This window comes from Sphingobacterium endophyticum, from assembly GCF_009733535.1.
Lineage (GTDB): Bacteria > Bacteroidota > Bacteroidia > Sphingobacteriales > Sphingobacteriaceae > Sphingobacterium > Sphingobacterium endophyticum.
The window spans coordinates 628589-648467 of record NZ_SMMI01000003.1; the positions used below are offsets into that span (position 1 = coordinate 628589).

At 36.8% G+C, this 19879-nt stretch carries 20 protein-coding genes; 6 read left to right on the plus strand and 14 right to left on the minus strand.

Features of this window, described 5'->3' with window-relative positions; all coding sequences use genetic code 11:
* Nucleotides 1–4 precede the first annotated feature (4 nt).
* The 4 genes from E0Y80_RS05720 to E0Y80_RS05735 form a co-directional block, all read right to left on the minus strand.
* Entirely contained in the window at nt 5–838 is an 834-nt protein-coding gene (locus E0Y80_RS05720) for an MBL fold metallo-hydrolase (RefSeq protein ID WP_231595945.1), read from the minus strand.
* A gap of 34 nt (nt 839–872) precedes the next feature.
* Nucleotides 873–2300, minus strand: coding sequence for an L-serine ammonia-lyase (locus tag E0Y80_RS05725; RefSeq protein ID WP_156306534.1), 1428 nt, complete (start codon nt 2298–2300; stop codon nt 873–875).
* 173 nt (nt 2301–2473) lie between these two features.
* Nucleotides 2474–4180 (minus strand): glycoside hydrolase family 3 protein, encoded by a 1707-nt coding sequence (locus E0Y80_RS05730; protein ID WP_156306536.1) that lies wholly within the window; start codon nt 4178–4180, stop codon nt 2474–2476.
* Nucleotides 4181–4270: 90 nt separating this feature from the next.
* Nucleotides 4271–4810 (minus strand): TetR/AcrR family transcriptional regulator, encoded by a 540-nt coding sequence (locus E0Y80_RS05735; protein WP_156306538.1) that lies wholly within the window; start codon nt 4808–4810, stop codon nt 4271–4273.
* 175 nt (nt 4811–4985) lie between these two features.
* Between E0Y80_RS05735 and E0Y80_RS05740 the strand changes: the two genes are divergently transcribed.
* Nucleotides 4986–7739 carry a TonB-dependent receptor gene (locus E0Y80_RS05740; protein ID WP_156306540.1) on the plus strand — a complete coding sequence of 918 codons (2754 nt, stop codon included), beginning with the start codon at nt 4986–4988 and terminating at the stop codon, nt 7737–7739.
* Nucleotides 7740–7745: 6 nt separating this feature from the next.
* On the opposite strand, the gene E0Y80_RS05745 is transcribed toward E0Y80_RS05740, so the two are convergent.
* The 3 genes from E0Y80_RS05745 to E0Y80_RS20975 are packed head-to-tail and all read right to left on the minus strand — an operon-like array spanning nt 7746 to nt 9204.
* Nucleotides 7746–8543 (minus strand): M48 family metallopeptidase, encoded by a 798-nt coding sequence (locus E0Y80_RS05745; protein WP_156306542.1) that lies wholly within the window; start codon nt 8541–8543, stop codon nt 7746–7748.
* Nucleotides 8540–8983, minus strand: a complete 444-nt coding sequence (locus E0Y80_RS05750; RefSeq protein ID WP_156306544.1) for a magnetosome magnetite crystal formation protein family — start codon at nt 8981–8983, stop codon at nt 8540–8542. Before E0Y80_RS05750 ends, E0Y80_RS05745 begins: the two co-directional genes overlap by 4 nt.
* Nucleotides 8959–9204 (minus strand): hypothetical protein, encoded by a 246-nt coding sequence (locus E0Y80_RS20975; RefSeq protein WP_394350220.1) that lies wholly within the window; start codon nt 9202–9204, stop codon nt 8959–8961. Before E0Y80_RS20975 ends, E0Y80_RS05750 begins: the two co-directional genes overlap by 25 nt.
* On the opposite strand from E0Y80_RS20975, the gene E0Y80_RS20745 reads away from it, so the two are divergent.
* Nucleotides 9128–9289: a hypothetical protein gene (locus E0Y80_RS20745; protein WP_231595947.1), complete on the plus strand. Its 162-nt coding sequence runs from the start codon at nt 9128–9130 to the stop codon at nt 9287–9289. The two genes, E0Y80_RS20975 and E0Y80_RS20745, sit on opposite strands and share 77 nt — an antisense overlap.
* 80 nt (nt 9290–9369) lie before the next feature.
* On the opposite strand, the gene E0Y80_RS05760 is transcribed toward E0Y80_RS20745, so the two are convergent.
* From E0Y80_RS05760 to E0Y80_RS05775, 4 genes are all read right to left on the minus strand, one after another.
* Nucleotides 9370–9711, minus strand: a complete 342-nt coding sequence (locus tag E0Y80_RS05760; protein ID WP_156306548.1) for a TM2 domain-containing protein — start codon at nt 9709–9711, stop codon at nt 9370–9372.
* A gap of 84 nt (nt 9712–9795) precedes the next feature.
* Nucleotides 9796–10767, minus strand: coding sequence for an oxygen-dependent tRNA uridine(34) hydroxylase TrhO (gene trhO, locus E0Y80_RS05765; protein ID WP_156306550.1), 972 nt, complete (start codon nt 10765–10767; stop codon nt 9796–9798).
* A gap of 89 nt (nt 10768–10856) precedes the next feature.
* Nucleotides 10857–11093 (minus strand): DUF3820 family protein, encoded by a 237-nt coding sequence (locus E0Y80_RS05770; protein ID WP_156306552.1) that lies wholly within the window; start codon nt 11091–11093, stop codon nt 10857–10859.
* Entirely contained in the window at nt 11074–11826 is a 753-nt protein-coding gene (locus tag E0Y80_RS05775; protein WP_156306554.1) for a glycosyltransferase family 2 protein, read from the minus strand. The genes E0Y80_RS05770 and E0Y80_RS05775 overlap by 20 nt, the downstream gene beginning before the upstream one ends.
* A gap of 214 nt (nt 11827–12040) precedes the next feature.
* On the opposite strand from E0Y80_RS05775, the gene E0Y80_RS05780 reads away from it, so the two are divergent.
* On the plus strand, nt 12041–12733 hold the full coding sequence (locus E0Y80_RS05780) for an FkbM family methyltransferase (RefSeq protein WP_197091489.1): 693 nt from the start codon (nt 12041–12043) through the stop codon (nt 12731–12733).
* Here E0Y80_RS05780 and E0Y80_RS05785 read toward each other — a convergent pair.
* Nucleotides 12730–13653 carry a glycosyltransferase family protein gene (locus E0Y80_RS05785; protein WP_156306556.1) on the minus strand — a complete coding sequence of 308 codons (924 nt, stop codon included), beginning with the start codon at nt 13651–13653 and terminating at the stop codon, nt 12730–12732. The genes E0Y80_RS05780 and E0Y80_RS05785 overlap by 4 nt on opposite strands.
* 125 nt (nt 13654–13778) lie before the next feature.
* On the opposite strand from E0Y80_RS05785, the gene E0Y80_RS05790 reads away from it, so the two are divergent.
* The 3 genes from E0Y80_RS05790 to E0Y80_RS05800 are packed head-to-tail and all read left to right on the plus strand — an operon-like array spanning nt 13779 to nt 17705.
* The gene (locus tag E0Y80_RS05790) at nt 13779–15233 is read left to right on the plus strand and encodes a lipopolysaccharide biosynthesis protein (protein ID WP_156306558.1); all 1455 of its coding nucleotides are present in this window, start codon (nt 13779–13781) and stop codon (nt 15231–15233) included.
* The gene (locus E0Y80_RS05795) at nt 15233–16606 is read left to right on the plus strand and encodes an asparagine synthetase B family protein (protein ID WP_156306559.1); all 1374 of its coding nucleotides are present in this window, start codon (nt 15233–15235) and stop codon (nt 16604–16606) included. Before E0Y80_RS05790 ends, E0Y80_RS05795 begins: the two co-directional genes overlap by 1 nt.
* Complete coding sequence (locus E0Y80_RS05800) at nt 16593–17705, plus strand: CapA family protein (RefSeq protein ID WP_197091490.1); 1113 nt, start codon at nt 16593–16595, stop codon at nt 17703–17705. The genes E0Y80_RS05795 and E0Y80_RS05800 overlap by 14 nt, the downstream gene beginning before the upstream one ends.
* Here E0Y80_RS05800 and E0Y80_RS05805 read toward each other — a convergent pair.
* Together E0Y80_RS05805 and E0Y80_RS05810 are read right to left on the minus strand one after the other, a co-directional pair.
* Nucleotides 17702–18445 carry a DeoR/GlpR family DNA-binding transcription regulator gene (locus E0Y80_RS05805; protein ID WP_156306563.1) on the minus strand — a complete coding sequence of 248 codons (744 nt, stop codon included), beginning with the start codon at nt 18443–18445 and terminating at the stop codon, nt 17702–17704. The two genes, E0Y80_RS05800 and E0Y80_RS05805, sit on opposite strands and share 4 nt — an antisense overlap.
* A gap of 59 nt (nt 18446–18504) precedes the next feature.
* Nucleotides 18505–19620, minus strand: coding sequence for a hypothetical protein (locus tag E0Y80_RS05810; protein ID WP_156306564.1), 1116 nt, complete (start codon nt 19618–19620; stop codon nt 18505–18507).
* Between the last annotated feature and the right edge of the window lie 259 nt (nt 19621–19879).

Genomic DNA, 19879 nt, shown 5'->3' on the forward strand with positions numbered 1-19879 from the left:
TTTTTTATTGCTGTATATCAATCACTTGAATGGATTGATAAGAATAATGTTCTACAAATACTTCGGTCTGAATCTGTTTAGCGATTTCGAATAAAGATGTAGATTCTGTTCTTTTTGCGACAGATAACTTAATCTCGGAGCAGTGGGGTTGAAATAGGTTTTCCACTAAATCAACTGTATTATTTTCTCCAGATAAATGTCCTAATATCAAATGCTTGAGACGTTCGGTTTTGTTCTGCAAGAATGCTTCTAAGGACAGAGAATTGGAAATATGTCCCCACCCACCTTTGATTCTGTTCTTCAAATGATAAGGGTATCTTCCGGTTAAAAGCATCTGTTCATCATAATTTGCTTCAAGAAACAAAATATCTGCAATACGGATAGCTTTTTTGACATTATCGCATATTCTTCCTAAGTCGGTCAATACAGAGATATTAATTTGACCATCCGATACTAAGAAGCTACAAGGATCTTGCGCATCATGATATTTAGGAATACCATAAACACTAAGGTCTTCTAAATTTACTACAGAATTTGGTGTAATGAAATTGATCAAATAGTCAGGTAGTTGTAGTCTTGAGGATTGATAGGTTCCTTGGGTGAGATAAACTGGGATTTGATAACGTTTTACAAATACAGCAAGACCTGAAATATGGTCTGTATGTTCATGGGTTACAAAAATAGCGTTGATTGTTGCAGGATTAATGCCCAGGGCTGCCATACGCAGGTGAAGATGCTTGTTATTGATTCCGGCATCAATTAAAACAGCGGTATTACCTTTAGCGATGTAATAACTATTTCCATTACTCCCGGAAGCAAGTGCTGCATAACGAATCATGATTCAAAGATAGAAAAATTAGATTTTTATTTGGCTAACATTCCGGTAGACTTAAAGGAACTTTTATTGCTAAACCACCATCGGCGGTTTCTTTGTATTTAATGTTCATATCCTGAGCGGTATCCCACATGGTACTAACCACCGCATCCAAACTTACCTTCGCCTTATCGGGATTGGATTGTAATGCAAGCTGAGCAGCAGTAATAGCTTTAATGGCGCCCATGGTATTCCTTTCAATGCATGGAATTTGAACCAACCCGCCAATAGGGTCACAGGTTAATCCAAGATGGTGCTCCATTGCAATTTCTGCAGCCATTAAAACTTGTCTCTGAGAACCACCAAGACTTTCGGTCAATGCACCGGCAGCCATAGCAGAGGATACGCCGATTTCAGCTTGACATCCCCCCATTGCTGCAGAGATGGTCGCTCCTTTTTTGAAAATAGAACCTATTTCAGATGCTGTTGCGATAAACTGAATAATCTTGTCTTCTTTATAGCAATCGTGGAAAACAATATAGTATTGAAGAACTGCAGGTATCACTCCTGCTGCGCCATTGGTTGGTGCAGTGACAACCCTTCCAAATGATGCGTTCTCCTCATTAACTGCCAGAGCAAAACAACTTACGCAATCTAGGATATATCCAAAGTCCCTGCCTCCAGCTCTAATTGCCTCAACCCAGGTATCAAAGTCTGAATAAGCCCTTCCCTTCAGCATTCGCTTATTTAATTTAGAGGCTCTTCTTTCCACATTAAGTCCTCCAGGCAAAACACCTTCGGTATGACAACCTTTATAAATACATTCTTTGATGGCCTGAAATATTTTCAGAACGCCCTCTTTGGTCTCTTTCTCGGATCTCCATGAGCATTCGTTTTCAAGAACCAGTTCAGATATCTTCAATCCAGTACGCATACATGCGACCATTAATTCTTGCGCAGTATCAATTGGAAAAGGAAGGTCAATTTCAGACAGTACGCTTTCCGTGTCATTTTCCTGAACAACAAATCCACCACCAATCGAATAATAAGTTTCAGAGATTGCGTTTCCAGATTCTAAGAAAGCTTGAAAGGTAACTGCATTGGGGTGAAAGGGCAAACTTTGATCGAATAAGAATAATAAATCATCTGGGTAAGAAAAATCAATTTCTTTCTTTCCTCCAAGGGTCATCTTCCTATTTTCTTTAATCCGGTTTACTTTAGGAATTACGTCACTAACATCGAAGGTAACTGGGTCATCACCACTCAAGCCCAATAGGACAGCAATATCAGTTCCGTGTCCTACACCGGTCTTAGCTAATGAACCGTAAAGCAAGATTTTTATCTCTTTTACATTATCCAGTACGGCTTTGTTTTCTAAAGTTTCAACAAATCTTTGTGCCGCACGCCAAGGACCTAATGTATGAGAACTGGATGGACCAATCCCAATCTTAAACATATCAAAAATAGAAATCTGCTCTTTTGCCATAATGCTCAGTATACCTAGCAAAATTAGTCTTTCTTTTCAATAAAACTTCATGATTCAAAAGAATCAAATAATCCCATTTGTTCTTAGAAAACTATTAAAAACAAAAGCTATTTAACATAAAAAAGCCAGTAAAAATTACTGGCTTTTATAAAATTTATATTAAGCAAGGGATATTAAATTCCATCACCATTTTGTAAATCATCAGATATTGTCACTGGTAATCTACCTTCTGGTTTAATCTGTTTTAATAAAGCTTTTAATACAGCTTTTTGCATAAAGAAATCATTCTGATAACCCAACAATACCGAAGAGCTTCTCATCACATCCACGGAGTTCAAAGCATAAGGATTTGTAAACATTACTGAGATCGTTCTTCTTCCAGCAATTTTGTCAATAAATTCTTTTGTCGCATCATTTAGTTGCAGCTCGCTGCGAGGTCTAGCTCTATTATCATGAATTACCAAGATAATTTGACGGTTATCTTTTGCGTCTTTCATCAAATCCTTTAATTGTTCCTCTGTTTCATTTCCTCGGATAAAGTATTGATCATGTTCACCCAATTGACTAGCTAATCCAATTTCAAAGTCCTGAGGTTTTTCAATACCTACACTAACAATTGATGTTTCTCTTCTCGGATCAAATCTTTTCAAGCCTCTGTCTGATTTCAATAGAGTTACCGCTGCATCTGAAATACGCTGAACTAAACTCTGAGAACTTGCAGTATTTAAATCTTGGTAAAGATTATTGGTATTAACTGGTTTTGACTGGTTCAATCCCAACCATAATTTTGTTGCCAGTACTTTCTTAACTCTTGCGTCCAAATCAGCTTGCGAAATTCTGCCGGACTTGATTGCTTTTTCAATTAAATCAATAGCGCGTCCGCTGTTTTCAGAAACTTCCAATAGATCATGTCCAGCCTCAATAGCCATCACATCGGCTTCACCCTTTGGGAAGAATTTCTTCACGCCGTTCATATCCATAGCATCAGTCACAGTGAGGCCTTTGAATCCCAATTCCTTGCGAAGGATATCTGTAACTACTTTTTTGGAAATTGAAGATGGCATATTTGGTGTTGCATCCAATGCCGGAATATTCATGTGAGCAACCATAACTGATGGAGCTCCGTCCTTGATTAATTCTCTAAAAGGATACATCTCAAGGCTATCCAATCTCGCTTTATCAAATTTCAATTGCGGCAAATCATGGTGTGAGTCCACATCTGTATCACCATGGCCAGGGAAATGTTTCAAAGATGCTAAAATACCGCCTTGAACCATTCCATCCATATAAGCTTTAGCCTTAGCAGTCACCTTATATTTATTATCTCCGAACGAACGGAAGTTAATCACCGGGTTTTTTGGGTTGTTATTAATATCTACGACAGGAGCAAAATTGAAGTGCATACCTATTCTTTGGAAATCACGAGCAACTTGCCTTCCCATTTCATACAAGACATTATTATTTTGAATTGCACCCAGCGTCATTTGGTATGGATAAGAAATTGTGGAATCTGGCATCCGCATTCCCAATCCCCATTCGCCATCAAAAGTAATGAGCAAAGGAACCTTGCTGACTTTTTGATATTGGTTAAACATATTGGCATGTCGAACAGGTCCACCCTGAAAAACGACTAATCCACCTAGCTGTTCTTTCTCAATGACCTGCTTCACTGAATCAATATATTTTTGCCCTAAATTAGTATGGGCACGAACTAAGAACAATTGAGCAATTCTTTGTTTTGGAGTTAAGGTATTGAAAACAGAATCTACCCAAGTATGCTTTTGATTGATAAAATTTATGAAATTTGGCTTATTCTGAGCGAAAACCGCAGAAATAAGCATCATGGATAATAACCCAATACAGAATAGTTTCTTAATCATCACAATAAAGTTTATACGAAATAAGGCATTTTAAGTTGTTTTTTAAAATATTTTGCATATTTAAAAAATAACATGCACAAACACGCAGTTCTAAAGGCTGTATTTTTCTTCAACCAACCTCGCCAATTCCGCTGCATTTTCCAATTCGCCGCATGCCTCCTTCTTCCATAGCATATCAATGACCAGCAATAGGAATTGGGTTTCTAAATCCGGGGTTTTATACCCTAATTCTTCAAAAGCCTTATGGACGATTGGCTGAACTGGTTTAATAAAAAGTTCATGTTGGGATTTTGAAAAACTATGATGGGATAATCTTTCCTGCAACTTCCAAAACAACGGATCATCAGCGACTAATTTACTTGGAAATTGAACCATATTTTTCAAGAAATCCTTGGCTCCTCTATAGGTCATCATCCCTTTATGATGGAGCAATACTTTACGATAACCTGATTTTACGATATGGGCTAATAATGCATCCTTGTTTCCGAAATGCTTAAAAATTAATGCTTCAGAAACCCCAGCCTTAGCAGCAATCTCCTTGGTTGATGTATCAAGGTACCCTTTGCTTGCAAAAAGCTGTAGAGCTGTTTGCATTATCTTTTCTTTCCTACTGAGCGTTGTTTCTTTCATTGATTATATAAGACAAATATATCCATTTTTTCTTAATGTCGGCCCCTTGAATAGCGGGCTATATCTTGCTAAAACCTTTTCAGCCACACCTAAAGCACTGTATCTTTTTTGTGATTATAAACATCCTATCAACAAAAAGCTATAATATTGGAAAAAAAACCTAGTTACCTAAATTATGAAAAGCATATTGCCATTTATTTTAATGTTCTTTATAACCGTATCTGCTGTTCAGGCGCAAGTCCGAATTTCAGGAACAGTAAAGGACAAAACTAAGGGCAATGGCTTATCAGATGCAAGCATACAGCTTATCAACCTTAAAGATTCTACAATTCGCTCTGCTAAATCAAACGACAAGGGTGAATACACGCTTGATCGGGTTGCATTGGGAAAATATCAGGTTACCTCAACCCTTTTGGGCTTTAAAAGATTTGAGAAGCAAATTGAAGTTAAAAGCAACAATGAAAGCATAAATATTGATTTGGAGCCTGGAGAGATTATGCTAGAAGAAATCACGATTGCACCTGCTCCCAATGTTGCTGTAAAAGGAGATACATTGGAATTCAACTCCAGGAACTTCGCTACGAAGGAATACGCTGATGCGGATGAAATGGTCGCCCAAGTACCGGGAGTAACGATTGATGAAGATGGAAAAGTTTCTGCCCATGGTGAGGAGGTCACCAAAATCTTGGTCGATGGCAAAGAATTCTTTAGTACAGATCCAAAAGTTGCCCTAAAAACTTTACCCGCAGACATTATTGATAAACTCCAGATTATTGATGAAAAAAGTGAGCAGGCTAAATTTTCAGGTTTTGATGACGGAAAAAGGTCAAAGGTTTTAAACATAGTAACCAAACCTGACAAAAAGAAAGGGGTATTTGGAAAATTTAATGCTGGAAAAGGAGATGCTGATAAGTTTACCATCAATTCGGGGGTAAATGCCTTTCGTGGAGATGAAAAAATCTCCTTTAATATTATGGCAAACAACATCAATGAAACCGAATTTTCAGAACAAGGGCGTGGGGGTTTTAGAAGAGGAAATAACAATACCGATCGAGGGCTTTCTGACACCTATGCCGCAGCGGCCAATTACACCAACACTTTTCTAGACAAAAAACTTGAGGTAAACGGGAATTACAGATTCAGAAATAGCAGCACCTTCACCAATACGCTTTCCGATATTGAATTTACTACTGGAAGTCGAGCTAATCAATTCCAAAATCAACATCAAATAGGTGATAATGGCAATGTAGAACACAATCTAGGAGGACGACTAAAATGGGATATTGATAGCATGAATCGCTTGGATATCAATCCTAATTTATCTTACAATAAAAGAGAAATGCTCAACAGTTCTACCAGCTCCATGACAAAAGGTAGTGAAGAACCCTTGAATAATTCAAACAGGAATTTCAATAATGACAATAAAAACTTCAGTTTCGGAGGATCATTGACCTATATGCACCGCTTTAGAAAAGCAGGGCAGACAATTTCCTTGAATTTAGATGGGAACAAGAGTAGTAATGAAGCATTAGGGAAAACCTTAGCCTTCAACCAATATTACAAAGACGCTGTGTTGGACCGTATCGACACCAATAACCGTGAAAGTGTCACCAACGGTTATGGAAATGGGTACAACGGAAGGCTATCCTACACCTACAATGTTTCTAAAATCTCTAGATTTCAAGCGAATTATGGGTTCAGAAATACCAGCAATTATTCAGACCGTAAAACCATGGAATTCCTTGCAGAAACGGGACAATATGAAGAACTCAACGAAAGACTCTCGAACGAATTTAGGAATGACTTCAATCATCACAGTACCGGTGTTTCCTATTCATATAATAAGCAAGATACGTTCAGGTTTCAAGTAGGACTGAATTATGAACGAGGAATCCGAATCAATAACAGAACAGTTCCTGTTAACCTAAAGACGACAGCAGACTTTGGTGCTTTTCTACCTGAAATGACTGTAGCCTATTATTTTACGAAAGAAAGAAACATAGAGTTCAATTATAATGCTGGCACAAATACGCCATCTATCGACCAATTACAAGATTACATCGACAACTCCAATGAACTATTCGTGCGCAATGGTAATCCTAATCTTAGCCAGGAGTACACCCATCGCTTAAGACTTCAATACCGGGACATCAATCGTAACAATGGACGAAGCTTTAACAGCAATCTAAACTTTGATTATACAAACAATAAGATTATAAATTCCACAATGACCACAGACAGTACCATAACGCTGTTTGAAGATATAATTCTAGGTGCCGGTGGTCAGTACTCAACGCCTGAAAACATAGATGGAGTGTTCCAATTAAGGGCAAATAATAATTATGGATTACCTCTAAAAAAATGGGGATTCAATCTGAACCTCAACAATAATATGTACTATAATAGGAATTATGCCATATTGAATAAAGAGCTAATGCCGAACCATAGCTATGGCTTTAGTCAGCATGTTGGCCTATTTACTAATTTTAGTAAGACTATAATAATTGGATTTAATTATAACCTCAATATGAATTTCACGAATAATCCTATGAGTCAAATTCAGCACTATAAAATTACCAATCACCGCATCAGCAACTCATTGAATCTAGAATTGTTTAAAAACTTTGTTTTGGGCTACAATTTCTCCTATTATTACAATGGTGGAATTATGGGGAGTCCAGGTATAGCTACCAACCTATTAAACACTTCAGTAGGCTACAAAATATTCAAGAAAAGAAATGCTGAAATCTCTTTGAAGGCATTTGATCTCTTCAATAATGCTCAGAATATTAACAGAAGAGTCTCTGAGACATCAATTTCAAATATCACATCAAATACCTTAACCCGATACTTTCTCTTAAGCATGAACTACAACTTGAGAAGTTTTGCTGGAGGAGGTGACAGAAGAGAAAGAGGAGATCGATTTTAATTAAATTCAGGATTCATTATCTAAAGAAGATGAAACTCTATCTTTTAGGCTTTTCCAAGATTCAGAAGATAGCGCTTCTTTGTACATTTTGGGATTAGTTTTCAGTCTATCAATCTTTTGGCTCAAATATTTCTTCCTATCTGATGGTACGGGATGAGAAGAAATCCAGCTTACATCATCATCGGAACTGAGGTAAACGTCAAACATATCCATAACTTTCGAAATACTAGTTGGATTGATCCGTGCTGCATCTAAATATTCCACAGCCATTTCATCAGCTTCTTTTTCCAATTTTCTGGAAAAGGCCTGCCCTGTCACGAAATTTGTAACCTCGCCCGTCCCGGAACCAGATAGTAAAAGATCTAGTCCAAAATTAGTAATCAAAGATTTCATGACATGATTTTTTTCGCAATGGGCAACTTCATGCGCCAAAACTGCTGAAAGATAATCCGCACTATCTAAAAAATTAATCAATCCTGTGGTGACTATAATTTTATCATCAGGCAATGCAAAAGCATTAACTTCAACGCTTTTCACCAAGAATAAATCATAATTTTTTGTTGATATATAGTTATCCTTTAATAGCGGAATAAAGATAGAATCCAACGTGGAATTGACGTCCTCGTCTTCAATGACATCATACATATCTTTTACCTGTTCCAACACCACTTTTCCCAATCTTTCCTCTAGCCGATCTCGATTTTCCTTTACTTGAAAGATCGTTGTCCAATTCACTTGCAACAGTAAAAGATAGCAAACTGCAATCCCCCCTAGCAACAATAGAAATTTTCCCAATATTTTCATTTCTTCATTAGATTATCAGTGATATCCGAAAATAAAAACCAACGAACATGAATACCTTTCCTAGTTTGGACGGAAGTATAAATTGTCGATATTATTTCAATTGCATTTAACAATAAAATAAGAATTAAATAAGCTATATATGCATCCGTGATCTCTTTATGGTTTAAAATTATTGCTATTGTCCACCAAAAAGCCGCTGTATTAAAAAAGAAAATGGAGAATTGTGAAATCAATGCTTGTGTACAGTGCCACCTCACAAATTTAGTAGACTTCCGATTTCCTAAATAAAAAATCACGGTAGCAAGAAGGTTAAAGATAGGAAGAGGTAAGCCCACAAAAAGTGCAAACAGGGACATCAAATAACTATTAGATGCATATTCACGCTCATCCTCAGTAACTTCTCTTGGGCTAAAGTTTATAGCCCCTTCGATATGTTCCATATCCAATTTGTTATGACCAATAATATTAAAACTATACTAAAAACTTGATGAGTTTGAAGGAACTTTTCAACTTGACGGTAGACACGGAAATAATAGTCCTTTTTCATTAGCAAATCTAAAATTAACAAGACAACAACACTCAAAATGAGAAGACTTGACAGGATTCCCAATGGATTGATCATGAAAGCTTCCGCAATATTTCCATGGAGCAAAGCTGAGATAGACCTTGTGGTACCACATGAAGGACAAGGATATCCGGTAACCAGTTTAAAAGGACATACCGTAACTTCAGAACTATTAAAGTAATCTAGGATAAGCCAAATGATACCAAAGAAACAAACGATTCCTGTTATAAAATACAGTCTGTTTCTTTGATTCACCATCTATTAATAACTTAAGGAAGTTACTAATTTCTCAAAATTCTTAGATTTTGTTGCGCCCATAATTAAGAACCAATCAATTATCGTCCAAATGCCCAATCCTCCACAGGTTAATAATTTCGCAATCCCTAGACCTGTATCTCCAATCATAAAGCGATCAATTCCAAAAGTTCCTGCCAATAATGATACGATTAATACCGTAGTTGGATCTTTATATTGTTGAATTTGCACATTCGTGAACTTGCTGTCATCTGCTTTTAACAATAAGTCCTTGATTTCCATTAAATGATATGATTCAAAAAATTTGTTGTTCGATATTAAAAACATATCTACTTTTTGACTATCCATTTTTCTTTTCTAATTAGTGTTTATAAAAAAATCCATTTACCTAATGAAAGATAAATGGATTTTTCTAAATATTTTAATAAACTTTTAATTTTTAACTAACTTTTTATGCTTGCGTTTAGAAATTTTATCAATGTTCACAGGTTGAGGAACTTTGACGTAATATCCAGTTCCATCATATTCCCGTTTTCTAGGATGTTCTTTGCAAGTATCCGAACAACATCCATCTAATTCCCATCCACAGTCATCACATTGCGTAAAGTGCTCATTACACTCTGGATTCGCACAGTTTATCATTTTCTTCGTCACCTTTCCACAGTTTCTACAGGTAGAAACAACGGACGGATTAACTGAATTGACAGGAACAGTGACGCGATTGTCGAAAACATAACAATCTCCTTCAAAATCTTCACCACCCGCTTCTTTTCCGTATTTAATAATACCTCCATGCAGCTGGTAAACATCTTCAAATCCTTCTTTCAGCAATAATGCCGATGCCTTTTCACATTTTATACCTCCGGTACAGTAGGTAAGGATTTTCTTACCTTTCAAATGTTCAAGTTCTTTCACTTTTTCAGGAAACTCACGGAAATTCTCGATGTCCAATGTAACAGCATTCTTAAATTTCCCTACATTATGCTCATAATTTGAACGAACATCCAAAATAACCACGTCTTCTTGATCTTTCATCGCCAAGAACTCTTGTGGTTCCAAATGCTTTCCCGTTTGTTTGTTAGGATCAATCTCGGATGGGTTGCGAAGTCCTGAATGTACGATTTCATCTTTGTAACGACAGTGCATCTTGATAAAGGATAGTTCTTCAACATCATCAATCTTAAATTCTGTTTTTTTGAATCTAGGATCGGCATGAATATGCTCCATATATGCTTTAGTGGCCTCTGCTGTTCCAGAAACCGTTCCGTTCAAACCTTCGTCAGCAACGATAATACGTCCAACAAGGCCAAGGGATTTACAAAATTCTAAATGATCTTCCGCAAATTTTTCTGCGTTCTCGATAGGGCTGTAACAATAGTACAGCAAAGTTTGATATTGTGTCATATATTCATTGATACCGCTGCAAACGGCGTTTAATGTTTAAAATTATGATGCAAAGATAAAAAAATTGAACGATCAAAAATTGACTTTCATCACTTTTTGATCAACGGAGTTAATAAATATTCAAGGCCATTGAGTTTTATTTCATACAATGTTTCCAACAGAACACCCATTTTCCCAGGTGGAAAACCCTTCTGTTTGAACCAAGCTAAATAAGGTTCAGGGAGACGAACCAATAGATATCCTTTATATTTTCCAAAAGGCATTCTAAGATTGGCCAACTCAACCAAAATATTGGGATCTAAAAAATTAGTCTCTTGTTTTGCCATTCTTAAAGCGATGTAACAATAAACGCACAGCGATTACACCGTGATTAATTAGGTTCGGAACAAATCCGTAATACTTCTTAAAGATCTCATATCTTTCTTTCAAGCTCTGATTATGTCTTTGTTGGGACATGCCCCCAACCAAGTATTTCGCAACATATTCCTTTACATTGACCACTTTCTTAGCTTGTTTAGCCGCACGAATTACCCAGTCGATATCTGAACTTAATTTATATTGTAGATCATAGGGGGAAGTCAAGCTTCTCTTAATATAAATTGCCTGATGGCAAACATTCATTCCGTATTTAAAGGATTGCCAATCAAAGTGCTCTGGTGTTTTATGCCTACGGTCACCGATGATTTCCCGATCCTCATTGACTAATCTTGTTTCTCCATAATAGATATCCGCATTGTCTTCATTGCCAAATACCTTTTCCAAAGTATTCGGAGAATAAAGCTCATCTCCTGAATTCAAGAAAAGCACATAATCACCTGTAGCTAATGCCAATCCTTTATTCATTGCATCATAAATACCCTGATCCTTTTCAGAAACCAAGATATTGATGCTGTCCTTATATTCTTCAATAACCGCTAAGGTTCCATCCGTAGACTTTCCGTCTATAACAATGTATTCAATGTTTGGATAGGTTTGCTCATCAACAGAAGCTAATGTAAAACCGATATCACGAACATTATTGTAGACAATGGTAATTATTGAAACCTTAGGATAAGCCATGCTTAAGGAATTATTAATATGAGTTAACAACGCAAAAATAGGCATTTGATTACAATTAACGCCATATAAAAGTGTTTCAAAATTTTGCAATCAGGATAATTTCTCAAGGCCAATTGTTAAAAGCTCCTTAAATTTTCAGGTTGAATGCGTAGCTAAATAAAATTAATTGTACTTTAAGTGCATAATATTAACAATTGAATAAACTTAAGCCCAAATGTCAAAACTGAAGAAGGCTATCTTGTCCTATTTCCCGATTCATAAATTCTTTCATGCACGATCATTCTCACAAGAAGGAGAAGATATGGTTCTTCGTGGTTTCTATGAAGGGCGAAAAAACTATAAAGGATTTTATGTTGATGTTGGGGCACACCATCCTTATCGGTTTTCCAATACCAATTACTTTTATAAAAAAGGCTGGCGCGGCATTAACATTGAGCCTTCTCCAGAAGCTATGAAATGGTTCAATTGGTTTCGAAGCAAAGATGTTAATTTAAACATCGGAATTAGTGAAAGCCCGCAGGAATTAACCTATTATTGCTTTAATGAACCTGCATTGAATGGTTTTTCAAAAGAAATTTCCGAAAGACGAGATGGATTGAATGCAAGGTACCATTTAACAAAAACTATCCCTGTTCCCACCTTACCTTTAAAAGATGTTCTGCAAAAACATGTTCCGAAAGGCAAAAAGATCGATTTCTTATCTGTAGATGCTGAAGGTTTTGACTTGATTGTTCTCAACAGCAATGATTGGCAACAATATAGGCCGACCTATGTATTGGTTGAAGAAGAGCTGGCTATTGCTGACTTAAATAAATCTGAGGTTTTTCAGCTGATGCTACAAAAAGGGTATGCCTTAGTTGCCAAAACGAAGAGAACATTATTCTTTAAAAATCTGGATGAAAACTAAGATTTAACCTTACGCATTTTACGTTCTAGGATTTTCTTTTCAAGGAATTTGGCGAGCCTTTCAAAAAATGTCCCTTTACGATTCTTATAAAAATGCTTGATTGCAGCTAATGCTAAAGGATCTTCCTCAACAATGACCGGAAATTTACGAACTGGTTTTTTTGATAGCTCAACGCGATACACTTTATCGACATCCGAGTGAGTACCAGAACCATCTGTACCGGTATTTTGGATAAAAGAAAATCGAGGGTATAAGGCTAACCCGCCTTTATTATATATGGATAAGTACCATCGAATGGCCCATGAATTAATCTTTCCAGCTTTAAATTGCTTCACCTGTTTCCAAAAATTTTCAGTCCCATCGACACTAAATGCCTTCCTATCTCTACGCTTAAAATCTTTGGTCAATTCTTCAATATCAGGGTTAAAATGCTTCCAGGCTCTATCCCATGTCGCCCAACCCCAACTATTCGCTACCCGAAAGAAAAAGGATTGTGGCAATTTCTTGGGTTTTTCAACCGGATACATATATCCCGAGATTTCCATCACCTTTTCCTGATCCTGGTACTGGTTTAAAGCATCATTGAAATACTGTAGCGCATATGCTGATGTCTCCAGGTCATCTTCAAGTACGATAATCCGTCCATGTTTCTGAACGACTTGAGTAACCCCTTCAATGATACTGTTTGCAAGCCCCTTATTCTGAGACCTCTCAATAATGTAGATATGCTTAAATTTCCATGGCTCCCGTATGATGGAACGTACCTGATTGACAGCATCCACATGCTGGGCATTCTTTGCCCCATCTGAAAAAATATAAATATCAGACTCTTCAGCTAAGGTGTTCGCCTCTAGAGCAGTTAAGGTCTTACGGGTATGAACGGGTCTATTATAAACAAATAAAGCGATTGGTGCTAACATGTAATAAGGAAAATCAAACTAATTCTAAATCAAATATATGAGTAAATCCTGTAAAGCATTAAGTATAATGCTTTTTTCTTATTCTGTACAAGAATCTTTCCTAAATTTGCTGATTAATCAAATACATGAGCGAAAACACTAAAAACATCACCTTAAAGGGACTCTTCTGGAATGCCTTAGATCGCTTTGGTAATCAGGCAATCGTTACTATTGTATTGATTATCACCGGCAGAATACTTCTGCCTGAGGATTTTGGTATCGTTGGGATGCTTGCTATTTTTAGTGTCATTGCAACCTCATTTGTGGATAGCGGACTGGCTACTTCACTAGTCAGAACCAAGGTTGTTGATGAAAAAGACTACTCCAGCATGTTTGTTTTCAACCTTGCAATAAGTTCAATCCTCTATCTGATCCTATTTTTTGCCGCTCCATATATCGAGGCCTACAATGGAGTTCCAGGATTAGCGCTATATGCTCGGGTTTTATTTCTTCAGATTATTGTGCATTCATTTGGAATTGTACAGTATGTTAAAATTTTAAAGAACTTTCAATTCAATATTACCGCGAGGATTAACTTGCTGTCGATCTTCTTTTCCAGTATCATCGTAATTACCTTAGCATTATTGGGATTTGGCGTCTGGGCATTGATCCTACAGCCCCTATTATATACTGTTTTTAGAACGGTTATGTTGTGGATTTGGGGAGACTGGAAATTAAATTTAACCTATAGCACAGCATCTCTAAAAACTCATTTTTCATTTTCTCTATCCTACATGGTTTCCAATATGATTGGAAAAATACTTTCTCCTTTCTATTCTTCTTTTATTGGAAAGCATTTTGGGACAATGGAAGCAGGATATTATTATAATGGAAATAAATGGGGAGAAACACCTGGGCAAATGATTACAGCAATTATTCAAGGAACCACTCTATCTACGCTGACGCCCATACAGGATGATTTACCTAGATTTTTAAATGCATGCCGTAAATCCATGTCCTCCTTAGCTTTTATACTGGTTCCCGTTAGTTTTTTAGCAATTTGTGTTGCAAAACCTGCCTTTGTGGTTGTCCTAACTGAAAAATGGCTTCCTTCCGTAGTTTTGTTTCAATTGTTATGTTTTGCAGGCTTATTCACCTCTTTTACTGACCTCAACGCAAATTTTTTAAGCATCAAGGGCCGTTCGAAATACTTCCTAAGTTTAGAAATAATTAAAATATCCCTAGCATTTATCATTCTATTTTTTACCTATAAACAAGGATTGGTTGCAATCGCTTCAGGCTTAATCATCGTGCGAATTATCTGCTATATTATCGCAAGTATCATGAGCGCAAAAGTGTATGGTTACAATCTATTATTGCAAACAAAAGATCTAGCCCCATCATTTATCATTTCTGCCATTGCGGCATCTGTTGCCTATCTCCCTCTTTACTTCAACCTTATCTCCCAATATACCCTATTGGTCATCATACAAAGCCTTATCTTCGTAATTATATATATAGGAGCCAATCATTTGTTGAAAAATGAAATCTGGTTAGAGGTCTTGGGATTAATAAAAAAGAAGTTAATTAAGAAACATTAATGGAAGTAGCAAAAGGAAATTGGGTAGGTTATCAAACCGTATTTTACAATTTAAATACTGGAAAATACAGCCATGACATCAATGATGTCATTGACTATGCCAATTTAGAAATTGATCTTGAGGGCTTAGCTGCTTATCTGGATTTTGGATATAGTGTTTTTGGTCATACAGCTGTTAAGAATGTCCAATATCTTTTGCCCAACCAAGTTCTATCTCTCAAAGATGGGAAACTTAGCATATCTGAAACTGAGGACAAGACCATACAATTACTTGCTAAGGAAACGAAAGAAGATGATGTGCTTGGAAAAATCAGCGACGCTGTTAACAACTGGGCAGACAGCTTTAAAGACGATATTTTAATTCCTACCAGTGGAGGATTTGATTCCAGGTTAATGAACGTATTGATCAAGGATAAATCAAGAATCCATGCCTATACCTACGGGACATCCCTTAATCAGGATGAATCGAGAGAATCGGTTTACGCAGGTTTACTTTCCGAGAGACTTGGAACTCAGTGGAAGCGAATTCCATTGGGAAAATTCAACGTCTATATGAACAAATGGTACGATCAGTTTGGTCCGGCGGTCGCTGCATCCGGCACCTATCATATGGAGTTTTATGACAAAATCAAGAGTCTCGAATCCGGAAATCCAATGCATTTACTAAGTGGTATAATTGGTGACGCTTGGGCGGGGGCTGTAAAAGTGCCTTTGATAGACAGCGCAGCGTCTTATAGAACTTTAGGTTATACCCATGGAATGAGTGCTGACTCTAAACTGGCAATGAATGTGGATTATACCAACATTGTAGAACCTATTTTTGATAAGCAAAAAGATCATCTCAAATCACCTGACTTCCGAATTATCACAGCCATGCGAACAAAAATGATGATGTTGCAATATCTTATTTCCGTACCCTCCAAAATGGGATACCCTGGATATTCGCCATTCGTCGACGAAGATATTGCATTAGCAATGTTAAATTTACCTGTAGCAAGAAAGGAAAATAGAGCATGGCAAAGAGATTTCTTTAAAAAGAATAATTTACTGTTCGAGGAAGAAAAGCATAAATATACCTATCAGAATAGCCTCAACTATTATGCATTACTGAACGAGCGATTAGATCCTTTGGATGAAAACTTGCTCCGAGAGGTTTTAAATCCGGAATATTTACAGTGGATCAACCAGAAAATAATGCATATCGGTCCAAAAGAAAAAATCTTCCAAACCTTAATGCATACGCCAAAAGTAAAAGGAGTTCTGAAGCTCCTTGGAGCTAAAAATGAATTACTGAATGCATATTTTGCTTATATTACCATAAAGCCAATTGAAACGCTATTGTTGAAAAGAAATGCTGCCCATGTCCAATCATAAATTTGTTTTTGCCGGAGACATCGTGTGTGAGAAACAGCCCATATTCTCTTCCGGAATAAAGGAGCTGTTTGAATCAGCTATCGTTAAATCCTGCAATTTTGAAGCTCCATTAAAAGGATTTGGACAGGCTATTAAAAAAACTGGCCCACATGTATCTCAAAATAGAGATGCTGCCAAATGGGTGAAAGAACTAGGCTTTAACTTCTTTTCCCTTGCAAACAACCATATCAATGACTATGGCAAAGAAGCTCTGTTAAATACAATGGAGCAGTTTCCAAAATCAGAAATAATAGGAGTTGGCAACGAAGAAGAAGCCTACGCAATGCAGGTAAGAACTAAGGATGGCGTAAGCTACGGTTTCTTGGCATACGGAGAGAATGGTTATGGGGCATTAAATGGAGACCGTGAATTTGGACATGCTTGGATCAACGCTAAAAGAGTCAATCAAGATATCTTAACGTATAAAAATCAGGTGGATGTATTAATCGTGCAGATTCATGCCGGAGTAGAATTATTGGATGTTCCTATTCCCGAATGGAAAAATAGATATCATGAATTGATAGATCTTGGCGTCGACGTTATTGTCGCACATCACCCCCATATCGTTCAAGGAATAGAAGAATATCAAGGAAAGCTAATTGCCTATAGCTTAGGTAACTTTTATTTTGACTATCCCGCTAATCACCCTCAATGGAATACAGGAGGGGTATTGGAATTGAATTTTCAAGACAAAGAACTCAAATCCTACAATTTGCATATAATCGAGAAGAAGGATCAAACCATTGAATTAAATGAGCTTGAATTTTCTAGAGATTTTGTAGCACCCCTCTCACAAAAACTGAACAGTAAGGATTACGAAGAATATGTCAACCAAAAAGCTGTCGAAGATTGGGAGAAGCACCATGCATCTTATTACGCAAAACCCTTTAACGGTCTTTCAGATTACAGTTTGAAAAAATTATTGAAGCATGCCAAGCGAACTCTTTTTAACCGAGGAATTGATTATAATTTAATCTGGCACAATCTATTTATCGAAAGCAACAAATGGCTCGTTGAGAGAGCCATTCGTGAAAAAACTTTTGGTAAAAACCAGCATTAAATCACTGTTACCTGTTTGCTAAATTCTTCCAAACTTGGATGCTTAGGATTTAAATCGGTAATTAAATAGGTGATATCCTTAAGTTGACAAACTCGAAGTTTCTGATTTGAATTCAATTTTTCAACAATACTCAAAACTCCTAATTTTTGAGAACTTTTAATCATTGCCTTTTTTATCTGTACGACTTCCCAATCTGAGTCAGTAATTCCTTCTTCTACGGAAAGACTATTTGTACCTAATAAACATAAGTCAACTTTGATGTCTGAGAGCTCGTTGATTACTTGCGAACCTGAAACTACGTTTGTATTTCTTGATAATTTCCCTCCCAATAAGAAAACCTCTAAATTCTCCTTCTCAGCAAGTTCTAGAGCAACCAAAGGACTGATGGTAAAGAATGTACATTGAATATCTTTTGGTACTAGGCGTGCTAACTCTATCATACTTGTCCCGCCACCAACTAGTATATTCATCCCGCTTTGAATTAAGGAAATCGCTTTAGAGGCAATCTCTTTCTTCGCCTCTTTAGCATAAACATTTCCTTCTTGAAATGGATACTGAAAGGACTTTGACAACGCACCACCATATACCTTAAGTACCTTTCCACTTTCCGCCAATTCGTTCAAGTCTCTACGAATGGTATCTTCTGAAACATTCAATTGCACGCTCAAATCTGAGGACAGAACTTTATTGTGTATATTAATTTGGTGAATAATATAGGCTTGCCTTTCTTCTTTTAACATAGTTTAAAGTCAATTTTGTATCTAAAAATATAAAATAAATAAGAGTTTCCACATTCTTTCTACTCATCATTGTCATTTTGACCTGATGGTTTCCTTCCGATAAATCTTGGCTTGAAACCTAGAGGTTTTGACAAGGTATCATTAGAATTATCATCTTCTTTGTTAGATGATAATTCTGGTTGGGATTCCTTATTTTCCTGGTTAGCATTTGTTTTTGTAACACCGGCTTTAAATCTCGGTGTAAACCCTTTCGGTTTGGAAGCTTCTACATCAGCCTTTGGTTCTTCGACTTTAGGTTTATTCGTAACCGAACTTTCGGACTCTTCTGACGCACTCACCTCTACCTTCTTTGGAAGATTGCTTGCTTTGAACCTTGGTGTAAACCCCTTCGGCTTGGAGGCTTCTGCATCAACCTTTGGTTCTTCGACTTTAGGTTGATCCTTAACCGAGTTTTCGGACTCTTCTGATGGGCTCTCCTCCACCTTCTTAGGTAGATTGCCAGCTTTGAACCTTGGTGTAAAACCTTTCGGCTTGGAGGCTTCAGCATCAGCCTTTGGTTCTTCGGCTTTAGGTTGATCCGTAACCGAGCTTTCTGACTCTTTTGATGGACTCTCCTCCACCTTTTTAGGCAGATTGCTTGCTTTGAACCTTGGCGTAAACCCTTTCGGCTTAATAGCTTCAGAAGGTTCCGTTTCAGAAGGTATATCTGAATCAGTATTAGGCTCGTTAGCACGATTGATATCAACAGTATCATCCTGTTTTTTAGTTAGATTAGAAGCCTTAAAACGCGGCTTAAATCCCGAAGGTGTTTTTGCAGCGGGTTCTTCTGATAGTTCTTCCTTTGATTCAGTGATATTTGTTGGTTCCTGTGATTTAACCTGAGCCGCTTTAAATTTCGGCTTAAAGCCAGTTGGCTTTGCAGCAGGATTGCCATCCGTGCTTACGGCAATAGTCTCCGTCTTCTGTTCCGCCTTTTGAGGTGCAACTATTTCGATTTCTTCTAAAAGATACTCTTTGCGGAGCCTATTGAACCAAAACTTCTTAGTATGGTCAAAACTCTTCTCACCCATCAAGGCATAATCCCTATCAAATTCTTGATATAGCTCAGGCATACCTTTCTGTAAAGCATTGATGTCAATTTTCTTTTTAGTGAAGAATTCCGTAAACGATAGCATATACAAATGTATAAATTTCGACCAAAAAACATTCATGCACAACAAGAATCCCTAGCATAGCCAGATCGACAGGCTGTGTAATTAATTTGAATTAATTGGATAAATAACCCTTCCTTCAACAAAAAAAGAGGGCTTAACACTAGTCATGGTCGGAAGATTTTCTTCCGACTTTTTTGTTTTTTATATGTGCAAAAATAATTTTATAATTATCTGATAATCAAATAATTAACTTGTTTTTATCGTTTAAATTTTGTATTTT

Excerpts from the sequence above, each read along its gene's own strand:
- E0Y80_RS05785 (WP_156306556.1), bottom strand. The coding sequence starts at position 13,653 with ATGTTAGCACCAATCGCTTTATTTGTTTATAATAGACCCGTTCATACC.
- E0Y80_RS05780 (WP_197091489.1), top strand. The coding sequence starts at position 12,041 with ATGTCAAAACTGAAGAAGGCTATCTTGTCCTATTTCCCGATTCATAAA.
- E0Y80_RS20745 (WP_231595947.1), top strand. The coding sequence starts at position 9,128 with ATGAGAAGACTTGACAGGATTCCCAATGGATTGATCATGAAAGCTTCC.
- E0Y80_RS05760 (WP_156306548.1), bottom strand. The coding sequence starts at position 9,711 with ATGGATAGTCAAAAAGTAGATATGTTTTTAATATCGAACAACAAATTT.
- E0Y80_RS05725 (WP_156306534.1), bottom strand. The coding sequence starts at position 2,300 with ATGGCAAAAGAGCAGATTTCTATTTTTGATATGTTTAAGATTGGGATT.
- E0Y80_RS05740 (WP_156306540.1), top strand. The coding sequence starts at position 4,986 with ATGAAAAGCATATTGCCATTTATTTTAATGTTCTTTATAACCGTATCT.
- E0Y80_RS05720 (WP_231595945.1), bottom strand. The coding sequence starts at position 838 with ATGATTCGTTATGCAGCACTTGCTTCCGGGAGTAATGGAAATAGTTAT.
- E0Y80_RS05805 (WP_156306563.1), bottom strand. The coding sequence starts at position 18,445 with ATGTTAAAAGAAGAAAGGCAAGCCTATATTATTCACCAAATTAATATA.
- E0Y80_RS05770 (WP_156306552.1), bottom strand. The coding sequence starts at position 11,093 with ATGGCAAAACAAGAGACTAATTTTTTAGATCCCAATATTTTGGTTGAG.
- trhO (WP_156306550.1), bottom strand. The coding sequence starts at position 10,767 with ATGACACAATATCAAACTTTGCTGTACTATTGTTACAGCCCTATCGAG.
- E0Y80_RS05735 (WP_156306538.1), bottom strand. The coding sequence starts at position 4,810 with ATGAAAGAAACAACGCTCAGTAGGAAAGAAAAGATAATGCAAACAGCT.
- E0Y80_RS05745 (WP_156306542.1), bottom strand. The coding sequence starts at position 8,543 with ATGAAAATATTGGGAAAATTTCTATTGTTGCTAGGGGGGATTGCAGTT.
- E0Y80_RS05810 (WP_156306564.1), bottom strand. The coding sequence starts at position 19,620 with ATGCTATCGTTTACGGAATTCTTCACTAAAAAGAAAATTGACATCAAT.
- E0Y80_RS05775 (WP_156306554.1), bottom strand. The coding sequence starts at position 11,826 with ATGGCTTATCCTAAGGTTTCAATAATTACCATTGTCTACAATAATGTT.
- E0Y80_RS05800 (WP_197091490.1), top strand. The coding sequence starts at position 16,593 with ATGTCCAATCATAAATTTGTTTTTGCCGGAGACATCGTGTGTGAGAAA.
- E0Y80_RS05730 (WP_156306536.1), bottom strand. The coding sequence starts at position 4,180 with ATGATTAAGAAACTATTCTGTATTGGGTTATTATCCATGATGCTTATT.
- E0Y80_RS05795 (WP_156306559.1), top strand. The coding sequence starts at position 15,233 with ATGGAAGTAGCAAAAGGAAATTGGGTAGGTTATCAAACCGTATTTTAC.
- E0Y80_RS05790 (WP_156306558.1), top strand. The coding sequence starts at position 13,779 with ATGAGCGAAAACACTAAAAACATCACCTTAAAGGGACTCTTCTGGAAT.
- E0Y80_RS05750 (WP_156306544.1), bottom strand. The coding sequence starts at position 8,983 with ATGGAACATATCGAAGGGGCTATAAACTTTAGCCCAAGAGAAGTTACT.